Origin of the sequence: Pseudomonas sp. Leaf58 (genome assembly GCF_003627215.1) — a bacterium.
Taxonomy (GTDB): Bacteria; Pseudomonadota; Gammaproteobacteria; order Pseudomonadales; family Pseudomonadaceae; genus Aquipseudomonas.
Map to the genome: position 1 here is coordinate 4695875 of NZ_CP032677.1, position 19449 is coordinate 4715323.

Consider the following 19449-nt stretch of genomic DNA (forward strand, 5'->3'; position numbering starts at 1 on the left):
TTTGCTGACACAAGGATGGACGGGCAGATGTAGGCGAAAATATCTCCTTTGAAATCAATAAGTCGACATGTAAACCGCGCGCTGTTGTTGATATTTGGCACGCGTCACAGAGCAAGGTGCCAGTGCGGGTCGGGCTTCATTTAAGCCCCGCAGGGCTGTGGGAAATTACACGAGAACGCCCCGGAACTGTTCGATCACGACAGCGCATTTCGATTAGCGCCAGATGTCGCGAATGGCATGCCCGTTCGCGTCACCCGGTCGTTTGGCGCTTTTGTTTTTCATTTGAATGTGTTGCGGCTATTACGGCCCTTTCGCGGGCGCGCCCGCGAAAGGGCCAGTAGCCTTAACGCACCAGGCAAGGCCGTTTGTTATCGAAGCGCCACCCCGGGATCAGAAACTGCATCGCCACACTGTCATCCCGCGCCCCCAACCCCATGTTGCGGTAGCACTCATGGGCCTTGGCCAACTGGTCTTCATCCAGCTCCACGCCCAGCCCAGGCCGCGCCGGCACGCGCACATGGCCGTCGACGATGCGCAGCGGCTCGCGGGTAAGGCGCTGGCCGTCCTGCCAAATCCAGTGGGTGTCGATCGCGGTGATCTCGCCCGGCGCCGCCGCCGCCACCTGGGTGAACATCGCCAGCGAAATATCGAAGTGGTTGTTGGAATGTGAACCCCAGGTCAGCCCCCAGTCGTTGCACATCTGCGCCACCCGCACCGAACCCTGCAAGGTCCAGAAGTGCGGATCGGCCAGCGGGATGTCCACCGACTGCAACTGGATCGCGTGGCCCATCTGCCGCCAATCGGTGGCAATCATGTTGGTAGCGGTGGGCAAGCCGGTGGCGCGGCGGAACTCGGCCATCACTTCGCGGCCCGAGTAGCCGTTCTCGGCACCGCAGGGGTCTTCGGCGTAAGCCAGCACTTCATGCTTGTCGCGGCACAGGGCAATAGCCTCTTGCAGCGACCAGGCGCCGTTCGGGTCCAGGGTGATGCGCGCTTGCGGGAAGCGTTCGGCCAAGGCCGTCACCGCTTCCATTTCCTCCTCACCGCGCAGTACGCCGCCCTTGAGCTTGAAGTCGCTGAAGCCATAACGCGCCTGGGCGGCCTCCGCCAGGCGCACCACGGCGTCTGCGTTCAGGGCCTTTTCGTGGCGTAGGCGCAACCAGTCATCATCGCTATCGGCTTCGTTGCGGTAGGCCAGGTCGGTTTGCTGGCGGTCGCCGATGTAAAACAGGTAACCGAGCATCTTCACTGCGTCGCGCTGCTGCCCCTCGCCCAGCAGGGCCGCCATCGGCACGTTCAGGTGCTGGCCGAGCAGGTCGAGCAGTGCCGCTTCGATGGCCGTTACCGCATGCACGGTAATGCGCAGGTCGAAGGTTTGCAGGCCACGGCCGGCTGCGTCGCGGTTGGCGAAGGTTTGCCGCATGGCATTGAGCACACGCTGGTAATGGCCAATCGGCTGGCCGACCACCAGGCTGCGAGCGTCTTCCAGGGTTTGCCGAATCGTCTCGCCGCCGGGCACTTCGCCCAGGCCGGTATTGCCAGCGCTGTCACGCAGCACCACCACGTTGCGGGTGAAGAACGGGCCATGGGCACCACTGAGGTTGAGCAGCATGCTGTCGTGGCCGGCAACCGGGATCACGCGCAGGTCGGTAACCACGGGGGTGCCGGTATGGGTGGCGGGCGTTGTGTGCATGTTCATGGTTGTTGTCTCGTAGTTATCAGTGGGTCTGGCCCAGGGCCGATGGGGCCTTGAGCGCACCGGAAGGGGCGCCCTGTGGGCGAATGCGTACGAAGAAGACGGCGATGGCTGCCAGCACCGACGTTACCGCCAGGCCGTAGAGGCCGCCCTGGATCGACCCGGTCTGCTGCTCCAGCAGGCCGAAGGTAGTGGGGGCAACGAAGCCGCCGAGGTTACCGACCGAGTTGATCAGCGCGATCACTGCCGCCGCAATGCGGGCGTCCAGGTAGCCCTGCGGGATGGGCCAGAACAGTGACGACGCCGACTTGAAGCCGATGGCCGCAAAGCACACGGCGACAAAGGCGAACACCGGCCCACCGGTGGTGGACATGAACATGCCGATGGCCGCGATCACCAGCGCAGCCGCCACCCAGGCTTGCTGGAACTTCCAGCGTGCCGAGCCGGCGGCAAAGGCGTACATGGCCAGGATCGAGATCAGCCACGGGATCGAGTTGAAAAAGCCGACCTGTAAGTCGCTGAGGTCACCCATGCGCTTGATGATGCTGGGCAGCCAGAAGGTGGCGGCGTAGATGGTCAGCTGGATGCAGAAGTAGATCAGGCAGAACAGCACAATCTGGCGGTCCTTGAGCAGGCTCCAGGCCGATGGTTTGGCCGCACCGACGGCTTCGCGCTCACGCTGCTCGCGGTCGATGGTGGCCACCAGCGCCTGCTGCTCGGCTTGGCTTAACCACTTGGCGTCCTGCGGTGTGGAGTCGAGCCAGAAGTACACGAAGAAACACAGCGTCACCGAGGCCATGCCTTCGATGAACAGCATCCACTGCCAGCCATGCATGCCCAGGCCCTGGATCTGCATCAGCGCACCGGCCAGCGGCCCGGAAATCAGCGAGGCCAGCGCCGAGCCGCTGAGGAAGATGGCAATCGCCTTGCCCCGCTCGGCCGCCGGCAGCCAGCGGGTGAAGTAGTAGATCACCCCGGGGAAAAAGCCCGCTTCGGCAACGCCGAGCAGAAAGCGCATCACATAAAACTGGGTTTCGTTCTGCACAAAGGCCATGCCCGTGGCCACCAGCCCCCAGGTGAACATGATGCGGGTCAGCCACAGCCGCGCACCGACCTTCTGCAGCAGCATGTTCGACGGCACTTCGAACAGTGCGTAGCCGATGAAGAACAGCCCGGCGCCAAAGCCATAGGCCGCGGCGCTAATGCCCAGGTCGCTTTCCAGGTGCGGGCGGACGAAGCCGATGTTGACGCGGTCGAGGTAGTTGACGATGAACATGATGACGAACAGCGGCAGGACGTGGCGCTTGACCTTGGCCACGGCGCTGGCCAGGGCGTCGCCTTCATTTCGTGCGGGCGGAGCGAGGGTGTCGTTCACTTGCGGATCTCCCACTAATTGTTTTTGTGCGGGTCGAGGTTGTCTGACAGGGCAGTGGGGAGGAGCATATGCGCGGCGAAGTTGTACGACAAGGTCAGCAACATCGACAAAATCGCAAAATACAAGCTGCGACAATGCCAATTTGCTGGGATCATGCAAAAACAGCCAAGCTACTAGCGGAGTTGAAGATAGGAAAAATAGGCGAAAAATAATTTTATCGATTAACTTGTCATACAAGTACAAGCAACGGATCACACCATGGCCCCCGAACACGCCCGCAAGCGCGGCCACAGCCGCGCCCATGACTTGGTTTCCAGCCTGACCCAACAGATTTTGCTGGGCACCTTCAAGCCAGGCGACAAACTGCCCTCAGAGAACACCTTGGTGCGCGAGCATGGGGTCAGCCGCACCGTGGTCCGCGAAGCCTTGTCGAAGCTGCAGGCTTCGGGCCTGGTGGCGCCACGCCACGGTATCGGTACGTTCGTCATGGAGCGTCAGGCCCAGGCTGGCCTGCGCATCGCTGCGGAAAGCGCAGCGAATGTGCGCGACCTGCTGGAGCTGCGTATTGGCCTGGAAGGCCAGGCCGCCGCCCTGGCCGCCCTACGCCGTGATGAGGGGCACTTGGCGCGGATGTGCCAGGCGCTGGATGACTACCAGGACCTGGCAGCCGCCGGCGACAGCTGCATCGAGGCCGACCGGCGCTTTCACCTGCTGATTGCCGAGGCTACCGGCAACCTGTATTTCACCGAGATGCTGCTGCAGCTGGGCAATGGCTTGATTCCGCGCAACCGCATGGCGGTGGCTGAACGCAGTGGGGCGAAACTGGCACGGCAGGCATACCTGGCCAACCTGGAGCATGAGGCGATCCTCAATGCCATCCGCCGGCAAGACCCGGACGCAGCGCGGGCGGCTATCTGCCTGCATCTGTCCAATAGCCGGGATCGGTTGTTGCCGAACTAGGGGCCGCTGCGCGGCCCCGGCCATTACCAGGTCAGGCAGATCTTGCCGAAATGCCGGTTGCTCTCCTGGTAGCGGAACGCTTCGACGATCTGCTCCAGCTCGAAATGCTTGTCCACCACTGGCCGCAGGCCATTGGCATCGATTGCCCGCACCATCGCCTGCTGCTGGGCGCGGCTGCCCACCAGCACACCTTGCAGGCGAATTTGCCGCACCAGCGCCTGCACCAACGGCAACTGCCCGGCCACCCCCGTGAGGATGCCGATCAGCGACACATGCCCACCAATGCGGGTGGCAATCATGGATTGCTCCAGCGTCGCCGGGCCGCCCACTTCGATCACATGGTCGACGCCACGGTTGCCGGTCAGCTCGCGCACTTTCTCACCCCAGGCCGGGGTGCTCTTGTAGTTGATCAGGTGGTCGGCACCCAGCGCTTTCAAGCGCTCCAGCTTGGCGTCGCTGGAGGAGGTGGCGATCACCGTGGCGCCGGCCAGCTTGGCGAACTGCAGGGCAAAAATCGACACCCCGCCGGTACCTTGCACCAACACCGTATCGCCGGGCTTGAGGTGGTCGTCGCTCATCAGCGCACGCCAGGCAGTAAGGCCGGCAGTGGTCAAGGTGGCGGCTTCGGCGTGGCTGAAGCCCTTGGGTGCCAAGGTGAATGCGCTGGCACCGGCAGTGACCTGTTCACGGGCGTAACCATCGAGGCCGTCACCGGGCACCCTGGCGAAGCCTTCGACATTGGCCTGGCCGTCCAGCCAGTCAGGGAAGAAGGTACTGACCACGTTGTCGCCCACCTGAAACTCCGTGACACCACTCCCCACCGCGACCACTTCGCCAGCGCCATCGGCCATGGGGATACGCCGCTCGCTCGGCCCCCACATGCCGCTGACCACAGCGAAGTCGTGATAGTTGAGGGAGCTGGCGTGCAGGCGCACGGTGATCTCGCCGGCCTGGGGTGCGGCTGCCTCGTAGCTGCCGACTTCGACCTTGTCGTAGCCGCCACCGGGTTGTACGTAGATGGCCTTGCTGGTCATGGGTAGGTCTCCGTATCAGGGAAAAGATTGGGGTTGAGCATAGACAGCTCCGGCCCTTTCGCGGGCGCCCTTTAATTCAGCGCGGTCCCTGTAGGAGCGGGTTCACCCGCGAAGAGGCCCGCACAGGCAACACAACAATCAACCCAACATCACCTTCAATGCCCGGCAATCGGCCGCATGCCAATCCACCAGCTCCGGCCACGGGTTGTCCGGCAAGTTCACCAGCACGGTGCGCGCCCCCGCCGCTCGCCCACAGTCCAGGTCGAACCGGTAATCCCCCACCATCACCAACTCGCTCGGTGCCACGCCCCAGGCACTGGCAATTTTCAACAAGCCATCCGGGCTGGGCTTGGGGGCTGCCTCGTCACGCCCGAGAATGTGTTGCACCGGGAAGCAATCCGCCAGGCCAATGGCCTCCAGCGTCACATGCGCCAACTCACGGGCATTGCGGGTCAGAATGCCCAGCCGGCAACCGCGCTCGGCCAGTTCGCGCACCAGTTCCACCGCGCCAGTGGCCGCCGTCGAGGCCATCGCCAAGTCGCGTTCGTGCTCCAGCAGCCAGGCATGCTTGGCCGCCGCTTCGTCCGCCGGCAAGGCGGCCAGATGGGTGAGAATGTCGTGCTCGCTGGGGATGCCCAGCGCCACGCGGATGGCGGCAAAATCGTGCACCGCCACGGTCAGGGTGCCGTCCATGTCGAACACCCAGTTGCGTACCTCGCCCAGGCTCATGCCCAATCCTTGCGATGGCGAATCAGGCCTTCCTGGCACGACGACGCCACCAGTTGCCCGGCCTGGTTGTAGATGCTGCCGCGGCAGAAGCCACGGGAGTTGCCTGCCCAGGGGCTGTCAGTGGCGTACAGCAGCCACTGGTCGGCACGCAGGTTGCCGTGGAACCACAGCGAATGGTCGAGGCTGGCGATCTGCATGTCGCGCTGCCACACCGATTTGCCATGCGGCAGCAACGCGGTGGTCAGCAGGCCGAAGTCGGAGGCGTAGGCCAGCAAGTATTTGTGCAGGGCGGGCACGTCGGGCAGGTTGCCGTCGGCGCGAAACCAGGCGTACTTCACCGGGTCGCCGGGCTTGGGGTTGAACGGGTCACGCTCGGTGACCGGGCGGATCTCGATCGGCTTGGCGCACAGCACCTTGTCACGAATGCGCTCGGGCAGCTGGTCGGCCATGGCGCGGGCCAGTTCCACTTCAGTCGGCAGGTTCTCTGGGCCGACCACCTGGGGCATGGGTGCCTGGTGCTCGAAACCTTCCTCGTCGTACTGGAACGAGGCGCTGCAGGTAAAGATCGTCTGGCCCTTCTGAATCGCCGTCACCCGCCGGGTGCTGAAGCTGCCGCCATCGCGCACGCGGTCCACCGAGTACACCACCGGCAGGCTGGCATCGCCAGGGCGCAGAAAGTAACCGTGCAACGAATGCACGTGGCGTGCGTCCTCGACCGTTTGGCTGGCCGCCGACAGGGACTGGCCGAGCACTTGCCCGCCGTACAGCTGGCGGAAGCCCAGGTCCTGGCTGCGGCCACGGAACAGGTTCTCCTCGATCGACTCGAGGCTCAACAGGTCGACCAGGTCGTCCAACACATGACTCATCGGGGGTTCTCCTAGCAAGGCAACACGTCTCTACTGCACGCTTATGAAGGCAAATAATACAGGGTTTGTCATTCGCGCCGGGCATGCCTGTGCATTCAGGGGCGCAGGGTCCGCTCCCAGTGTGCGCGGTCGATGCGGTACAGCACATGCGGGCGCAGTGGGTGGCCCGCAGGCAGGCGGGGGTGCTCGAAACTGCCGGTCAGGTCTTGCTGCATACCGATGGCCTGCATGACCTTCTGTGACGGCAGGTTGCTCTCGCTAGTGAACGACACCACCTCTTCCAGGCGCAATTGGGCGAACGCACAGCGCAGGCAAGTCCAGGCTGCCTCGCTGGCAAAACCCAGGCCCCAGTGGCGCCGCGCCAGGCGCCAGCCAATCTCTACCGCTGGCGTGAAATCCGCCTCGAAGCCTACCTGCAGCAAGCCGGTCATGCCGATGAACGCGCCGCTGTCCTTGCGCTCCAGCGCCCACAGGCCAAAGCCGTATTCGTTGAAATGCCCGCGCACGCGGCCAATCAACGCAGCCGCTTCCAAGCGTGTCAGCGGCGCCGGGAAGTAGCGCATCACCTGCGGGTCGGCGCACAGCGCAGCGAACTCGCGCAGGTCGTCGTCGTGCCATTGGCGCAACACCAGCCGTGCGCTTTCCAGTTGCAGGATTGGGGTCATCGAGCGTGCTCCGGTTTTACCGCCTTGCAGTTTACAGCGTAGGCGCGGGGCGCGGGTTTCACCCAGCCGGCGCGCCCGAATGCAATTTTCACACGCCCTTCACCGCCCCCCGACAGGCCGCTTGGCAGGATGCTGCCAGCCACCGCCGCGGCGAGCGCGGCCCTGCCATTGGAGCAACGCATGCTATCGAGCAACACCCTGGGCCACCCTGCCATCCATGCCCGGCGCAAACGCCGCCTGACCCGCAAGGCGCTTGGTGCGGCCGTTGGCCTGTGCATGGTAGTGGCGGCGTTGAGCACCTGGCTGGCGACGAGGACGCACATCGTGGACCTTGGCAACGAGCAAAAACTGAGTGACAGCGGCCTGCTGCAGGACTGGGCCGACGGTGCGGTGATGGTGATGATCCGCCACGCCGAGCGCTGCGACAGCGCCCCCGGCCCGTGCCTGGACGACCCCACCGGCATCACCGTGGCCGGCAGCCAGGCCGCCAGCCGTGTTGGCCAAGGGCTGCAGCAATTGGGCCTGAACAACGCCGACCTGCTCAGCAGCCCGAAACTGCGCACACAGCAAACCGCGCATTTCATTCTTGGCCAGGCGGTGGCCAGTGCGGCCTGGCTGGAAGGGTGTGACAACCAGTTCGCCAGTGAGGCGCTGGCGCACAAGCGGCCGGGGCACAACTTGGTGCTGGTGACCCACAACGGTTGCATCGACCATTTCGCCCGTCAGCAGAACGTAGTGGGTGGCGGGCGTGAAAGCGGCTATGCCAGCGCACTGTTCGTTTCGGTGGATGGCAATGGCAAGGCACGCATCCTCGGGCGCTTGAACGAGCCGGACTGGCAGCGGGTACTGGCCAGCACCGCGAAGTAAACTGACACCTCCCGCAGGTCGGCAATTGGGCAGCAAAGCTGCCCCAGCCATGGCAAGATCATGCGCTAGCCCCAATTGCGAACACTCCATGCCGTTGCCGCTGATCTACCACGAAGACTACAGCCCGGCGTTCCCCGCCGAACACCGCTTCCCAATGGACAAATTCCGCCTGCTGCACGACCACCTGGTCGACAGCGGGCTGACCACCGACCAGGCCCTGCGGCGCCCGGACATCTGCCCCAACGACATCCTCGCCCTGGCCCACGACCGCAGCTATATCGAACGCTACATGCACGGCGACCTGTCGCGCGAGGACCAGCGCCGCCTCGGCCTGCCCTGGAGCGAGGCCCTGGCCCGGCGCACCGTACGGGCAGTGGGTGGTTCGCTGCTGAGCGCCGAATTGGCGCTGCAACACGGCATCGCCTGCCACCTGGCCGGTGGCACCCACCACGCCCATTACGATCACCCTGCCGGCTTTTGCATCTTCAACGACCTGGCCGTGATCAGCCGCTACCTGCTGGCGGCTGGCCGGGTGCACCGGGTGCTGATCTTCGACTGCGATGTGCACCAGGGTGACGGCACCGCGCGCATCCTGCACGACACCCCAGACGCCATCACCGTGTCACTGCATTGCGAACAGAATTTCCCGGCGCGCAAGGCGCAGAGCGACTGGGACATCCCCCTGCCCCGCGGCATGGGCGATGCGGCCTACCTGAAGGTGGTGGACGACGCCCTCAACTACCTGTTGCCGCTGTACCGCCCCGACCTGGTGCTGTATGACGCCGGCGTCGATGTGCACAAGGACGACGCGCTGGGCTACTTGCAACTGACCGACGCAGGCGTTGCCGCCCGTGACGAAGCGGTGCTGCGCCACTGCCTGGGCCGCGACATCCCCGTGGTGGGTGTGATCGGCGGCGGCTACAGCAAGGACCGCGTGGCCCTGGCCAAGCGCCACGGCATCCTTCACCACAGCGCGGCGCGTGTCATCGGTTGTTCACAATGACTGTGGAACCGCTTGTGGATAACCTGCTGGAAAGGCGCTGTAGGCCTTTGCTGGCAAGGCCTGTAGGTAACTGATCATTTTTTGACCATTACCGCCAGCGGCCACGCTGCGCTAGAATGCGCCTCTTTTCCACAGCCTGCTGCCCACCATGCCCGATCTGAACCCCACCTCCGCTACCCTCGCTGTCGTCATCGGTGGTGGCCCCGCCGGCCTGATGGCGGCTGAAGCCCTGGCCCAGGCAGGCCTGGCGGTCGAGGTGTTCGATGCCATGCCGTCGGTGGGCCGCAAGTTCCTGCTGGCGGGTGTCGGCGGCATGAACATCACCCATTCCGAGCCCTACCCGGCGTTCGTGGCCCGCTATGCCGGGCGCCAGGGCGAAATCGCTGCACTGCTGCGCGACTTCGACGCCGAAGCTTTGCGCCAGTGGATTCACGGCCTGGGCATCGAGACCTTCGTCGGCACCTCGGGCCGGGTGTTCCCCAGCGACATGAAAGCCGCGCCCCTGCTGCGCGCCTGGCTCAAGCGCCTGCGCGACAGCGGGGTAGTTATCCACACCCGTCACCGCTGGTTGGGCTGGAATGCCGAGGGGGCCTTGCGGGTTGCTTATCCACAGGGCGAACGCTTGGTTAACGCTGCCGTGGTGGTACTGGCGCTGGGCGGTGGCAGCTGGGCACGGCTGGGCTCTGACGGCAGCTGGCAAACGCTGCTGGCCGAACGGGCTGTGGATATCTCGCCTTTGCAGCCCAGCAACTGCGGGTTTGAAGTGGCAGGCTGGAGCACGCTGCTCAAGGACAAGTTTGCTGGCGCACCGCTGAAGAACATTGCCCTGAGCGTACCCGGCAGCGCGCCGCGCAAGGGTGAGTTCATCCTCACCGCGCAAGGTGTGGAAGGCAGCCTGGTGTATGCCTGGTCAGCGCCGCTGCGCGAGGCCATCAACCGTGACGGCCAAGCGCTGTTGCTGCTCGACCTGCTGCCCGATAAGCCTGTGGACAACATTGCCCGGGCGCTGGCCAAGCCACGCGGTTCGCGCTCCATGGCCAAGCATCTGCACAGCCAGCTGGGTATCGATGGGGTCAAGGCGGCGCTGTTGCGCGAGCTGACCGATCAGGCGACCTTTGCTGACCCTGAGGCGTTGGCGCAGGCGATCAAGGCATTGTCAATCACGCTGGTGCGCACGCGGCCGTTGGATGAAGCGATCAGCAGTGCGGGGGGAGTGCGTTTCGAGGCGCTGGATGAGGGGTTGATGGTAAAGGCGATGCCGGGGGTGTTCTGTGCCGGCGAAATGCTGGACTGGGAGGCGCCGACCGGGGGGTATCTGCTGACGGCGTGCTTTGCCAGCGGACTGCGCGCCGGGCGGGCGGCGGCAGGCTGGCTGAAATCCTGACACCTACTCGATCCACTGTGGGAGCGGGCGTGCCCGCGAACACGGGCGAAGCCCGTGCCATGCACCGCGGGGCCTGCTTCGCGGGCATGCCCGCTCCCACAGGGGCCAAGCTTCCCCAAGCTACGGCTTGCGCTTGCGCGGCCCACCATTGAAGCTCGGCACCTTGCGCACCGCCTTCACTGCCGGTTGCGCATTGCCCGCCTCGGTGCTGTCCATCCAGCGCCCCAAACCACGCTTGGCGCTGTTTTCTTTTGGTTTCTTGGGCTTCTTCGGCTTCTTGATCACCTGGCCACTGGCGTCGGTCAGCGGCACCCGGTGATCAGGAATGAAATCTGGCTCTTCGTGCCGCGGCAGGGTCTGCCGGGTCAGCACTTCAATCGCCGCCAGCAACTGCACTTCGTCGGCACACACCAGCGAAATCGCCTCGCCCTTGTTACCCGCCCGCCCGGTCCGCCCGATACGGTGCACGTAATCCTCGGCAACGATCGGCAGGTCGAGGTTGACCACCAGCGGCAGGTCATCGATATCCAGGCCACGGGCCGCCACATCGGTCGCCACCAGGACTTGGATTTCGCGAGCCTTGAAGCTGTCCAGCGCGCGCTGGCGCGTAGCCTGCGGGCGGTCACCGTGGATGCCGTCGGCATTCACCCCCTCGGCCAGCAAGCGCTCCACCAGCTGGTCGACGCCATTGCGGGTTTTGGCGAATACCAGTACCTGCTTCCAGCGCTGCTTGCGCATCAGGTGGCAGAACAGGTCTTCCTTGCGCTTTTTATCCACAGGCACCAGCCACTGCTTGACGCTGCTGGCCGCAGCGTTGCGCGGGCTGACTTCGATGCTTAGCGGGTCATTCAAGGCCAGCCCCGCCAGCATGCGAATCTGCTCGGAGAAGGTGGCAGAAAACAACAGCGTCTGGCGCTTGCGTGGCAGCGCGGCGTACACCGACTGCAGCTCTTCGGCAAAGCCCAGGTCAAGCATGCGGTCGGCTTCGTCCAGCACCAGCATTTGCACCTGGTTGAACTTCACCGCGTTTTGCCGGAACAGGTCGAGCAAGCGCCCAGGGGTGGCCACCAGCACATCGACGCCGCGGCGCAGGCGCATCATTTGTGGGTTGATGCTGACGCCGCCATACACCGCGTAGGTGCTCAGCGGCAGGTTTTCGGCGTACTCGCGCACGTTGTTGTGCACCTGCTCGGCCAGCTCGCGGGTGGGTACCAGCACCAATGCGCGGATCGAGTTGGCAGCCACCTTCTCGCCTTCCAGCGCCAGGCGCTGCAGCACAGGCAGGGCAAAGCCTGCGGTCTTGCCGGTGCCGGTTTGGGCCGCGGCCATCAGGTCGCGGCCGGCCAGCACGGCGGGGATGGCCTGGGCCTGCACCGGGGTCGGGGTGGTGTAGTCCAGCTGCTGCAAGGTGCGCAGCAGCGGTTCGATCAGGCCGAGTTTGGCGAAATTCATGGCAATACCGTCAGGGGGTTCAGCGAAGGCGGCAAGTTTACCGCATCGCCCCTGGCTACTTGCAGATTTCGCCCTTCAATGGCTGCACCGGCTGAGGTGCCTTGCGCCACTGCGGCAGGCCGATCAGCACCACCGCGCCAATGATCACCGCCATGGCCACGCACTCTTCGGCACCAATTTGCTCACCGGCAAAGACAATACCCAGCAGCACCGCCACCGCCGGGTTGACGTAGGCATAGCTGGTGGCGGCCGCCGGGCGCACATGCTTGAGCAGGTACATGTAGGCACTGAAGGCCAGGATCGAGCCAAACAACACCAGGTAGGCCAGCGCGCCCCAGCCAGCCGCGGTCGGCATCTGCGTCATGCGCTCGCCCGACAGCACGCTGCCGAGCAACAGCACGGCACCACCCACCAGCATTTCCGCCGCACTGGCCATGGGCCCCTGCGGCAGCGGCAAGCTCTTGCTCCACACCGAGCCGAATGCCCACGACGCCGCTGCAAAAATGATCAGCGCCGCGCCTATTGGGCTTGCCTGCAGGTTCGAGCCCAGGTTGAGCAAGCCAATACCTACCAGCCCGAGGGCAATCCCGGCCCACTCCAGCTTCGAATTGCGGTGACCGAACATCAAGCCGAACAGCAAGGTGAACAGCGGCACAGTCGCCACCGCCAGCGCTGCCACGCCCGAGGCTACGCCAGCATGCTCGGCTACGGTCACACCACCGTTGCCACAGCTAAGCAGCAGAAAACCGATCGCCCCCGCCGCCCGCCATTGTGGCCAGGTCGGCGCCGGTACACCGCGCCAACGCAAGAAGCCATACAGCAGCCCGCCGGCGATCAAGAAGCGCACCCCAGCCATGAGCATCGGTGGCCAACTCTCGACGCCAATGCGAATGAACAGGTAGGTGGAGCCCCAGACCAAGTACAAGGCCAGGAAGGCGCCAACAAGCAATAAGGGGAAGCGACGGGAGGCAGGCATGGGAAACACTCGAAATCCGTTTACGGGTGATTCAGTTTAAGGGCCTGTTTGGGCAAAAATAAGTTACAAAATGGGTGCAAATGAGCGGCACAATTTTGCGGCGTTTGGCTTGGGTGTTGTGTTGCCTGGTAGATCGAGCGCCGCCCGCGCGGCGCTTCGCGGCACAAGGCCGCTCCCACATCTGTTTCGGGCCAATCACTCCTGTGAAGTCTCCTCTGCCTGCCTGTTTGTTCCATTCGATATCGAAGGTTGCGCAACTGATCTTCATCCGGCTTCAGTCCTGCACCACGGCTGCAACCCACCTGGCACAGGAGTAACTGGCCCGAAACAGATGTGGGAGCGGCCTTGTGCCGCGAAGCGCCGCGCGGGCGGCGCTCGATCTACCAGGCGCTGCAACTGTCGTGGCGAACACCTGACCGGCAAAAATTGCATCGTCAGCCGTAAAAAAGCCTCAACAGTACCTGGCCAAGGTTTCACGCACTTTCGCCGCAGGTATCTTCTGCAGCCGGCAAAGCAAATCATGCGAAAGCTGCTGCACCCCATGGTCCTGGCGCAACACCCCAGCCAAATGCTGCAACAGGTTGGCGGCCATCTCGGCATCGGCCATGGCCCGGTGCGCGGCACCGGTATCCGGCAGACCGGCCCAGCGTGTCAGGGTGCCCAGCTTGTGGTTCGGCGCCGCCGGCAGCAGGCGCCGTGACAGCAGCAGGGAACAGGCGAAGGCCTGGCTGCGGCTACGGCCGATGCGGCTTAGTTCGTAGTCCCAGAACTTCTGGTCGAAGGCGGCGTTGTGCGCCAGCAGCGGGGTGCTGCCGACGAACTCGGCCACTTCGTTCATTACCTTGTCCACCGGTGGCGCACTGCGCAGCATGGCGGTGGTAATGCCGGTCAGCCCGGCAACGAAAGCCGGCACCGGCACACCCGCGTTCATAAGGCTCTGGTAACGCTCGACGATGCGGCCGCGCTCCAGCATCACTACCGCCACCTCGGTGGCGCGGCAACCGGCGCCGGGCGAGATGCCGGTGGTTTCAAAGTCGATGACAGCAATACGTTCCATGAAAAACCTTAGTGTTTGAGCAACAGCGTACCCTCGATGGGCACATAGCGGGTGGCGGCGCGGATCAGCGACAGGGCGGTAAGGCCAGGCACGCCATACACCACCGCCTCGGTATTGTGGCGCTGGATAACCCGCTCCAACAATAAGTCGAAATCACCGTCGCCAGAGGCCAGCACGACCTGGTCGACCCGGCTGGCGGCGTCGATCACATCCAGGGTAATGCCCACATCCCAGTCGCCTTTGGCCGAGCCATCGCTGCGCTGAATGAAGGGTTTCAGGCGCACATCGAAGCCGAGGTTGCGCAGGATCTGCTGAAACTGCTGCTGCTTGCTATCGCCACGGTCGATGGCATAGGCCACGGCCTCGACGATCTGGCCTTCACGGCTGACGTCGGCCCACAGCGCGGTGTAGTTGAAATGGCAGCCGTGGGCTTGGCGCACGGTGTAGTAGAGGTTCTGCACATCGGCGAACAACGCGATCTTTTTCACCTGGGAACCTCATGTCTGGCCTGGAATGCAGGGGCTGCTTTGCAGCCCTTCGCGGGCTTGCCCGCTCCCACAGCAATGGCACGTGTATCTGTGGGAGCGGGCAAGCCCGCGAAGGGCGCGCAGCGCCCCCAAAATTGCCAGCAGTATGCCAGACCTGTCAGACGTACGAATCGTCGTCCGAGAAGAACCCTCCCCCCTCGCTGCCATAATCGCTGTCGGCGTAACCCGCCTGGTCACTGCCCCAACCCCCATTGTCAGCCACTTGCTGGTGCCCGCCCTGGTCGTTCCAGCCACCGCTATCACTGGCCGGCGCCGGCTCTTCCTTGATCACTTCGACCACCTCCTCGGGCTGCGAGTTATGGTTGAACAGGCTGCTGATGCCCTGCGCCAGCAACACCCCGCCCGCTACACCGGCCGCGGTTTGCATGGCGCCGCCAAGGAAGCTGCTGGCACCGCTGCGTGCCGGTGCGGCACCAAAGCCAGGCTGTTGCGCTTGCGGCTGGGAAAAGCCCGGTGCCGACGGCTCGCGCCAGCCGCCGCCGGACGCCACAGGTGGCGCAGCAGGGCGCTGCGGCTGCACCGCCGGCGCCGCATTGCGCCCACCCGAACCAAAGATCCCCGACAGGAAGCCACCGCCGCCATTGCTCGGCGCGCTGTTACTCGCCCGTGCAGCCTCAGCTTGCGCACGCGCTTGCTGCAGTTCGGCCTGCAGCTGCTTGTTCTGCTCGTCGAGGCGCTTGATCGCGGCCTCCTGCACCAGGATCGCCTGGGCCATGTAGTATGGCGCCGCCGGCTGCTGACGCAGGTGTGCCTCGATGCACGCCTGGGCCTGCGCATCACGTGGCTGGCTTGGGTCCTCGGCTTGCTTGATACGGCCGAACAGGCCGTCGATCAGGGTTTGTTCTTCGCTATTCATGGGGCAACCTCGTGGGGTAGCGGGACAACGGACAGCGTCAAAGATGGGGCGTACAGGCGTGCGATTCAATCACGGCGTGGTGAAACTTTTTTCAGCAAATGACAGCCCCAAGCCCGCTTTGGGCTAAAGTTATGCCCCTGTTTTTACTGCCATGCGATGTTGACTGATGAATCCGCTGAGCGTCCTGCGCGACTCCCTGTACTTCTTCCGCCGCCACCTGCCGCACATCCTCCAGCTGTGCCTGCCGCTGGTGGTGCTGGAAGCCCTGCTCACGCAACTGCTGTATCGGCAACTGGGCGACCAGGCATCGCCAGCCTACGGCATGCTGGTCAGCCTGCTGTTCTACCCGCTGTACAGCGCCGCGCTGATCCTGTACCTGGACACCCGCAGCAACGGCCAGGAAACGCCCAAGCGCGACCTATTCGCCCGCGCCATGCAACTATGGCCGCAGCTGGCCCTGCTGATCCTGATCAGCTCGCTGCTGATCATGGCCGGCCTGGCGCTGTTCATCTTCCCGGGCGTGTGGATCATGATCAACCTGGTGTTCGCCGAGTACCTGCTGGTGCTGCGTGGCCTGCCCGTGGTGCAAGCGATGCGCGAGAGCGCGCGCATGACCACCGGGCACTTCCTGCGCATCATGGTTTGCGTGCTGGGCGTGCTGGCACCGATCTGGCTGATCGACGGGCTGCTGCTGATGGCTTTCCCACAGCCCTCACCCGGCATGGAGCTGGCCATGGACAGCCTCAGTGGCTTCCTGCAACTGTTCAGCACCGTGGTGCTGTACCGCCTGTTCATGCTGCTGGAAGGCGAAGCGGGCGCCTGAAACCACGAGGGAAACGCTTCGATCTGCTTGGGCGGCCGCCCCTGGCATTAGGGTGCACAACCTTCAATGCCACCCAAGGAGAGCACCATGGACGCAGACATTCAGGCGGGATACGCCACGTCGTTTCGCGGCAAGCTGTACCTGCGCGTCGCCGACTGGAACATCCCGCTGCGCCTAAGCCGCAGCTCAGACAAATTCAACTGGGGGCTCACCCCCGAGGATGACTGGCTACAAGCGGGTGGGCGGCAGGACTCGCCGGTGATGACCTTTCATTACCACTCGCACAGCGACGATCGCCTGCATTATCACATCAGCATCCCAGGCAACCCACAGAGCAAGAAACTGGGCGTTAGCCGCAATGGCTACCTGGGCTTCTACTGGCATGCCGAAGTCACTGATTACTGGAAGATCGAACCCCTGGAAATGACCGATGAGGGCCTGGTGTGTCACCTGCGCGACCACCGCGGGCACAGGGTTGGCATCATCAAGGATGATCCCCACAAGAGCGGCGACTGGGTGGCCTTGCTCAATGTCGAGGAAGGCGAAGTGTTCACCTTCCTGCTCCAACCAGTCGACTGACGGGGCGCAACAGCCGCGTCAGGTGCCCCGAGGCTTGGCCCGCGCCGTAGCCTCGGCCACCAACGGGTCGTCCGGCCAATAATGCTTGGGGTAACGGCCTTTCAAATCCTTCTTTACCTCGGCGTAGGTGGTACGCCAGAAGTTGGCCAGGTCCTGGGTCACCTGCACCGGGCGGCGTGCCGGTGACAGCAGGTGCAGTTTGACTTGCTGGCGGCCATTGGCGATGCGCGGGGTATCGGCAAGGCCGAACAGTTCTTGCAGGCGCACAGCGAGGATCGGCGGGTTCTCGCTGTAGTCCAGGCGAATGTTCGAGCCGGATGGCACGGTCAGGTGCGTGGGGGCTTGTTCTTCCAGGCGCTGCGGCAGCGGCCAGGGCAACAGGTTGCGCAGCATCGACGGCAGGTCCAGCGCGGCAAAATGGCTAAGGCGGGACACTTTGCCCAGGTAGGGCTGCAACCAGTCTTCCAGGCTGGCAAGCAGCGCCTCGTCAGCCAGGTCGGGCCATTCGCTATGGCCGTCCTTGGCCAGGTCCAGCTGACGCAACAGCGCAACGCGCGCCTGCCATTGCCGCAGCTCAGGCGTCCAGCTCAGCAGGTTCAGGCCTTTGCGCCGGACCAAACCAAGCAGTGCCTGCGCACGCGCTTGGTCATCCAGGCCGGGCAGCGGTTCGCGGCTGAGCACCAGCTCGCCAACCTTGACCTGGCGCTCGGCGCGCAACACCTGTTCGCGCTCGTCCCAATCGAGAATGTCCACACGCTGGACCTGCTCGGCCAGTACGCCATCCAGCAGGGCGGGGTCGAACTCGGCGGCCAGGTAGATGCGTTCTTCACGCTGGCCTTGGCGGCTACCCAGGTCGGCGATTACCAGCCACGGGCACTTCATCAATGCGTCGACTTCGGCAAACAGCGCCGCACGGCCGTTGGCCAGCCGGTACTCGGCACCGCCCTCGCGCCGCTGCTGGGCAACGCGGTCGGGGTAGGCCAGCGCCAGCAGCGCGCCCAGCCAGCGCGGGTGCTGGGGGTCCGCGACCGGTGCACCTGGCTTGCCACGCAACAGGCCGCGGTATTGGCGCGCCAGTTGGCGAGCACGCTGCACACCACCCTGGCCGCCACGGGCCAGCTTGCTCTCAGCGCTGACCAGCACCAAACGGCTATGCAGGTCGGCACCACCACCGCGCTGGATATCCCGTTCGCCCAACAATGCAGCCACGTCACAGGCCATCTGTGCCAGGCCCAGGTCCTGGCCGCGCAACAACAAATGCGCAATACGTGGGTGCGCCGGCAGCTCGGCCATGGCTTGGCCGTGTTCGCTGAGGTGGTCACGGCTGCCTGGTTTGAACGCATTGAGCCGCGCCAGCAGGTCCTGGGCCTGGGCGAACGCTGCCGCCGGTGGCTGGTCGAGCCAGCGCAACTGCTCGGGGGTAACCCCCCAGCGCGCCAGCTGCAAGGCCAGCCCGGCCAGGTCGGCCTGCAGGATCTCCGCGCTGCCATGGGCGGCCAGCTGGTCGTGCTGGGCCTCGGACCACAGCCGGTAACACACGCCGGGCTCCAGGCGGCCGGCACGGCCGGCGCGCTGGGTGGCGCTGGCACGGGAAATACGCTGGGTGTCGAGCCGGGTCATACCGCTGCCAGGGTCGAAGCGTGGCACCCGGGCCAGGCCTGCGTCGATCACCACCCGCACGCCGTCGATGGTCAGGCTGGTCTCGGCGATGTTGGTGGCCAGCACCACCTTGCGCTGGCCCTTGGGCGCTGGGTCGATTGCCGCACGCTGGGCGTTGAGGTCGAGTTCGCCATGCAGCGGGCACAGCAGGATATCGGGCCGTTCAGCCAACGCTTGTTGCAGGCTCTGGTGCACCCGGCGGATCTCGGCCTGGCCCGGCAGGAACACCAGCACACTGCCGGCCTGGTCAGCCAGCGCTTGCAACACACTGTCCACCACCCGTGGTTCAATGAACTCACCGGGCTGGAAGGGCCGCCCCCAGCGGATGTCCACCGGGTGCATGCGGCCTTCGCTGCTGACCACCGGGGCATTGTGCAGCAGCCGTGACAGGCGCTCGCCCTCAAGGGTCGCGGACATTAGCAATATCTTCAGTGGTGGGTCGTCTCGCAGCAACTCGCGGCCATTCAGGCTCAGTGCAAGGGCCAGGTCGGCGTCGAGGCTGCGCTCGTGATATTCGTCGAAGATCAGCAGGCCCACCCCCTCCAGCGCCGGGTCGGCCTGCAGGCGCCGGGTGAGGATGCCTTCGGTGACTACCTCGATGCGGGTTTTCGGCCCAACCTTGCTGTCCAGGCGGATGCGGTAGCCCACGGTCTCGCCAACCTTTTCACCCAGCTCGCTGGCCAAGCGTTCGGCCGCAGCCCGGGCTGCCAGGCGCCGGGGCTCGAGCATGAGGATGCTCTGCCCGGCCAGCCACGGTTCGTTCAGCAGCGCCAGCGGCACACGGGTGGTCTTGCCGGCGCCGGGCGGCGCTTCGAGCACCGCTTCGTCACGGTTTTCCAAGGCCTGGCGCAAAGCCGGCACAACGGCATCGATAGGTAATGAAATCATGGTGGTCCTCGAACAGTCTGGCGAGTATAACG

General features: G+C 64.6%; 18 protein-coding genes. 6 read left to right on the forward strand and 12 right to left on the reverse strand.

The window, feature by feature from the left end:
* Positions 1-343: 343 nt before the first annotated feature.
* Positions 344-1699 carry a glucarate dehydratase gene (gene gudD / locus DV532_RS21840; protein WP_056795010.1) on the reverse strand — a complete coding sequence of 452 codons (1356 nt, stop codon included), beginning with the start codon at positions 1697-1699 and terminating at the stop codon, positions 344-346.
* 19 nt (positions 1700-1718) lie between these two features.
* Positions 1719-3071 (reverse strand): MFS transporter, encoded by a 1353-nt coding sequence (locus tag DV532_RS21845; RefSeq protein WP_056795008.1) that lies wholly within the window; start codon positions 3069-3071, stop codon positions 1719-1721.
* Positions 3072-3329: 258 nt separating this feature from the next.
* Here DV532_RS21845 and DV532_RS21850 point away from each other — a divergent pair, with 258 nt between their 5' ends.
* Positions 3330-4031: a FadR/GntR family transcriptional regulator gene (locus DV532_RS21850; protein WP_056795001.1), complete on the forward strand. Its 702-nt coding sequence runs from the start codon at positions 3330-3332 to the stop codon at positions 4029-4031.
* Positions 4032-4054: 23 nt separating this feature from the next.
* On the opposite strand, the gene DV532_RS21855 is transcribed toward DV532_RS21850, so the two are convergent.
* The 4 genes from DV532_RS21855 to DV532_RS21870 form a co-directional block, all read right to left on the reverse strand.
* A complete protein-coding gene (locus DV532_RS21855) occupies positions 4055-5065 on the reverse strand; it encodes an NAD(P)-dependent alcohol dehydrogenase (protein ID WP_056794997.1) in 1011 nt (336 codons plus the stop codon).
* Positions 5066-5203: 138 nt separating this feature from the next.
* Entirely contained in the window at positions 5204-5794 is a 591-nt protein-coding gene (locus tag DV532_RS21860; RefSeq protein WP_056794994.1) for an HAD family hydrolase, read from the reverse strand.
* Complete coding sequence (gene tesB / locus DV532_RS21865; protein WP_056794992.1) at positions 5791-6660, reverse strand: acyl-CoA thioesterase II; 870 nt, start codon at positions 6658-6660, stop codon at positions 5791-5793. Before tesB ends, DV532_RS21860 begins: the two co-directional genes overlap by 4 nt.
* Positions 6661-6755: 95 nt before the next feature.
* Positions 6756-7325: a GNAT family N-acetyltransferase gene (locus tag DV532_RS21870; RefSeq protein ID WP_056794988.1), complete on the reverse strand. Its 570-nt coding sequence runs from the start codon at positions 7323-7325 to the stop codon at positions 6756-6758.
* Between the two features lie 180 nt (positions 7326-7505).
* On the opposite strand from DV532_RS21870, the gene DV532_RS21875 reads away from it, so the two are divergent.
* From DV532_RS21875 to DV532_RS21885, 3 genes are all read left to right on the forward strand, one after another.
* A complete protein-coding gene (locus tag DV532_RS21875; RefSeq protein ID WP_056796672.1) occupies positions 7506-8192 on the forward strand; it encodes an Ais protein in 687 nt (228 codons plus the stop codon).
* Between the two features lie 88 nt (positions 8193-8280).
* Complete coding sequence (locus DV532_RS21880) at positions 8281-9195, forward strand: histone deacetylase (RefSeq protein WP_056794985.1); 915 nt, start codon at positions 8281-8283, stop codon at positions 9193-9195.
* A gap of 148 nt (positions 9196-9343) precedes the next feature.
* Positions 9344-10579, forward strand: coding sequence for a TIGR03862 family flavoprotein (locus DV532_RS21885; RefSeq protein WP_056794980.1), 1236 nt, complete (start codon positions 9344-9346; stop codon positions 10577-10579).
* Positions 10580-10699: 120 nt separating this feature from the next.
* Here the strand turns inward: DV532_RS21885 and DV532_RS21895 are convergent, their stop codons facing one another.
* The 5 genes from DV532_RS21895 to DV532_RS21915 all read right to left on the reverse strand — a co-directional run bounded on the left by DV532_RS21895 (position 10700) and on the right by DV532_RS21915 (position 15468).
* Positions 10700-12031, reverse strand: coding sequence for a DEAD/DEAH box helicase (locus tag DV532_RS21895; protein WP_056794974.1), 1332 nt, complete (start codon positions 12029-12031; stop codon positions 10700-10702).
* Between the two features lie 55 nt (positions 12032-12086).
* Entirely contained in the window at positions 12087-13007 is a 921-nt protein-coding gene (gene yedA, locus DV532_RS21900) for a drug/metabolite exporter YedA (RefSeq protein ID WP_056794969.1), read from the reverse strand.
* A gap of 451 nt (positions 13008-13458) precedes the next feature.
* Positions 13459-14064, reverse strand: coding sequence for a PolC-type DNA polymerase III (locus tag DV532_RS21905; protein WP_056794960.1), 606 nt, complete (start codon positions 14062-14064; stop codon positions 13459-13461).
* An 8-nt stretch (positions 14065-14072) separates the two neighbouring features.
* Positions 14073-14552, reverse strand: a complete 480-nt coding sequence (locus tag DV532_RS21910) for an NYN domain-containing protein (protein ID WP_056794955.1) — start codon at positions 14550-14552, stop codon at positions 14073-14075.
* A gap of 157 nt (positions 14553-14709) precedes the next feature.
* A complete protein-coding gene (locus DV532_RS21915) occupies positions 14710-15468 on the reverse strand; it encodes a DUF2076 domain-containing protein (protein ID WP_056794952.1) in 759 nt (252 codons plus the stop codon).
* 166 nt (positions 15469-15634) lie between these two features.
* Between DV532_RS21915 and DV532_RS21920 the strand changes: the two genes are divergently transcribed.
* Both DV532_RS21920 and DV532_RS21925 read left to right on the forward strand, forming a co-directional pair.
* The gene (locus DV532_RS21920) at positions 15635-16291 is read left to right on the forward strand and encodes a YciC family protein (RefSeq protein ID WP_056794949.1); all 657 of its coding nucleotides are present in this window, start codon (positions 15635-15637) and stop codon (positions 16289-16291) included.
* Positions 16292-16378: 87 nt separating this feature from the next.
* Positions 16379-16870 carry a hypothetical protein gene (locus tag DV532_RS21925; protein WP_056794947.1) on the forward strand — a complete coding sequence of 164 codons (492 nt, stop codon included), beginning with the start codon at positions 16379-16381 and terminating at the stop codon, positions 16868-16870.
* Positions 16871-16888: 18 nt separating this feature from the next.
* Here the strand turns inward: DV532_RS21925 and hrpB are convergent, their stop codons facing one another.
* A complete protein-coding gene (gene hrpB, locus DV532_RS21930) occupies positions 16889-19417 on the reverse strand; it encodes an ATP-dependent helicase HrpB (protein ID WP_056794944.1) in 2529 nt (842 codons plus the stop codon).
* Positions 19418-19449 lie beyond the last annotated feature (32 nt).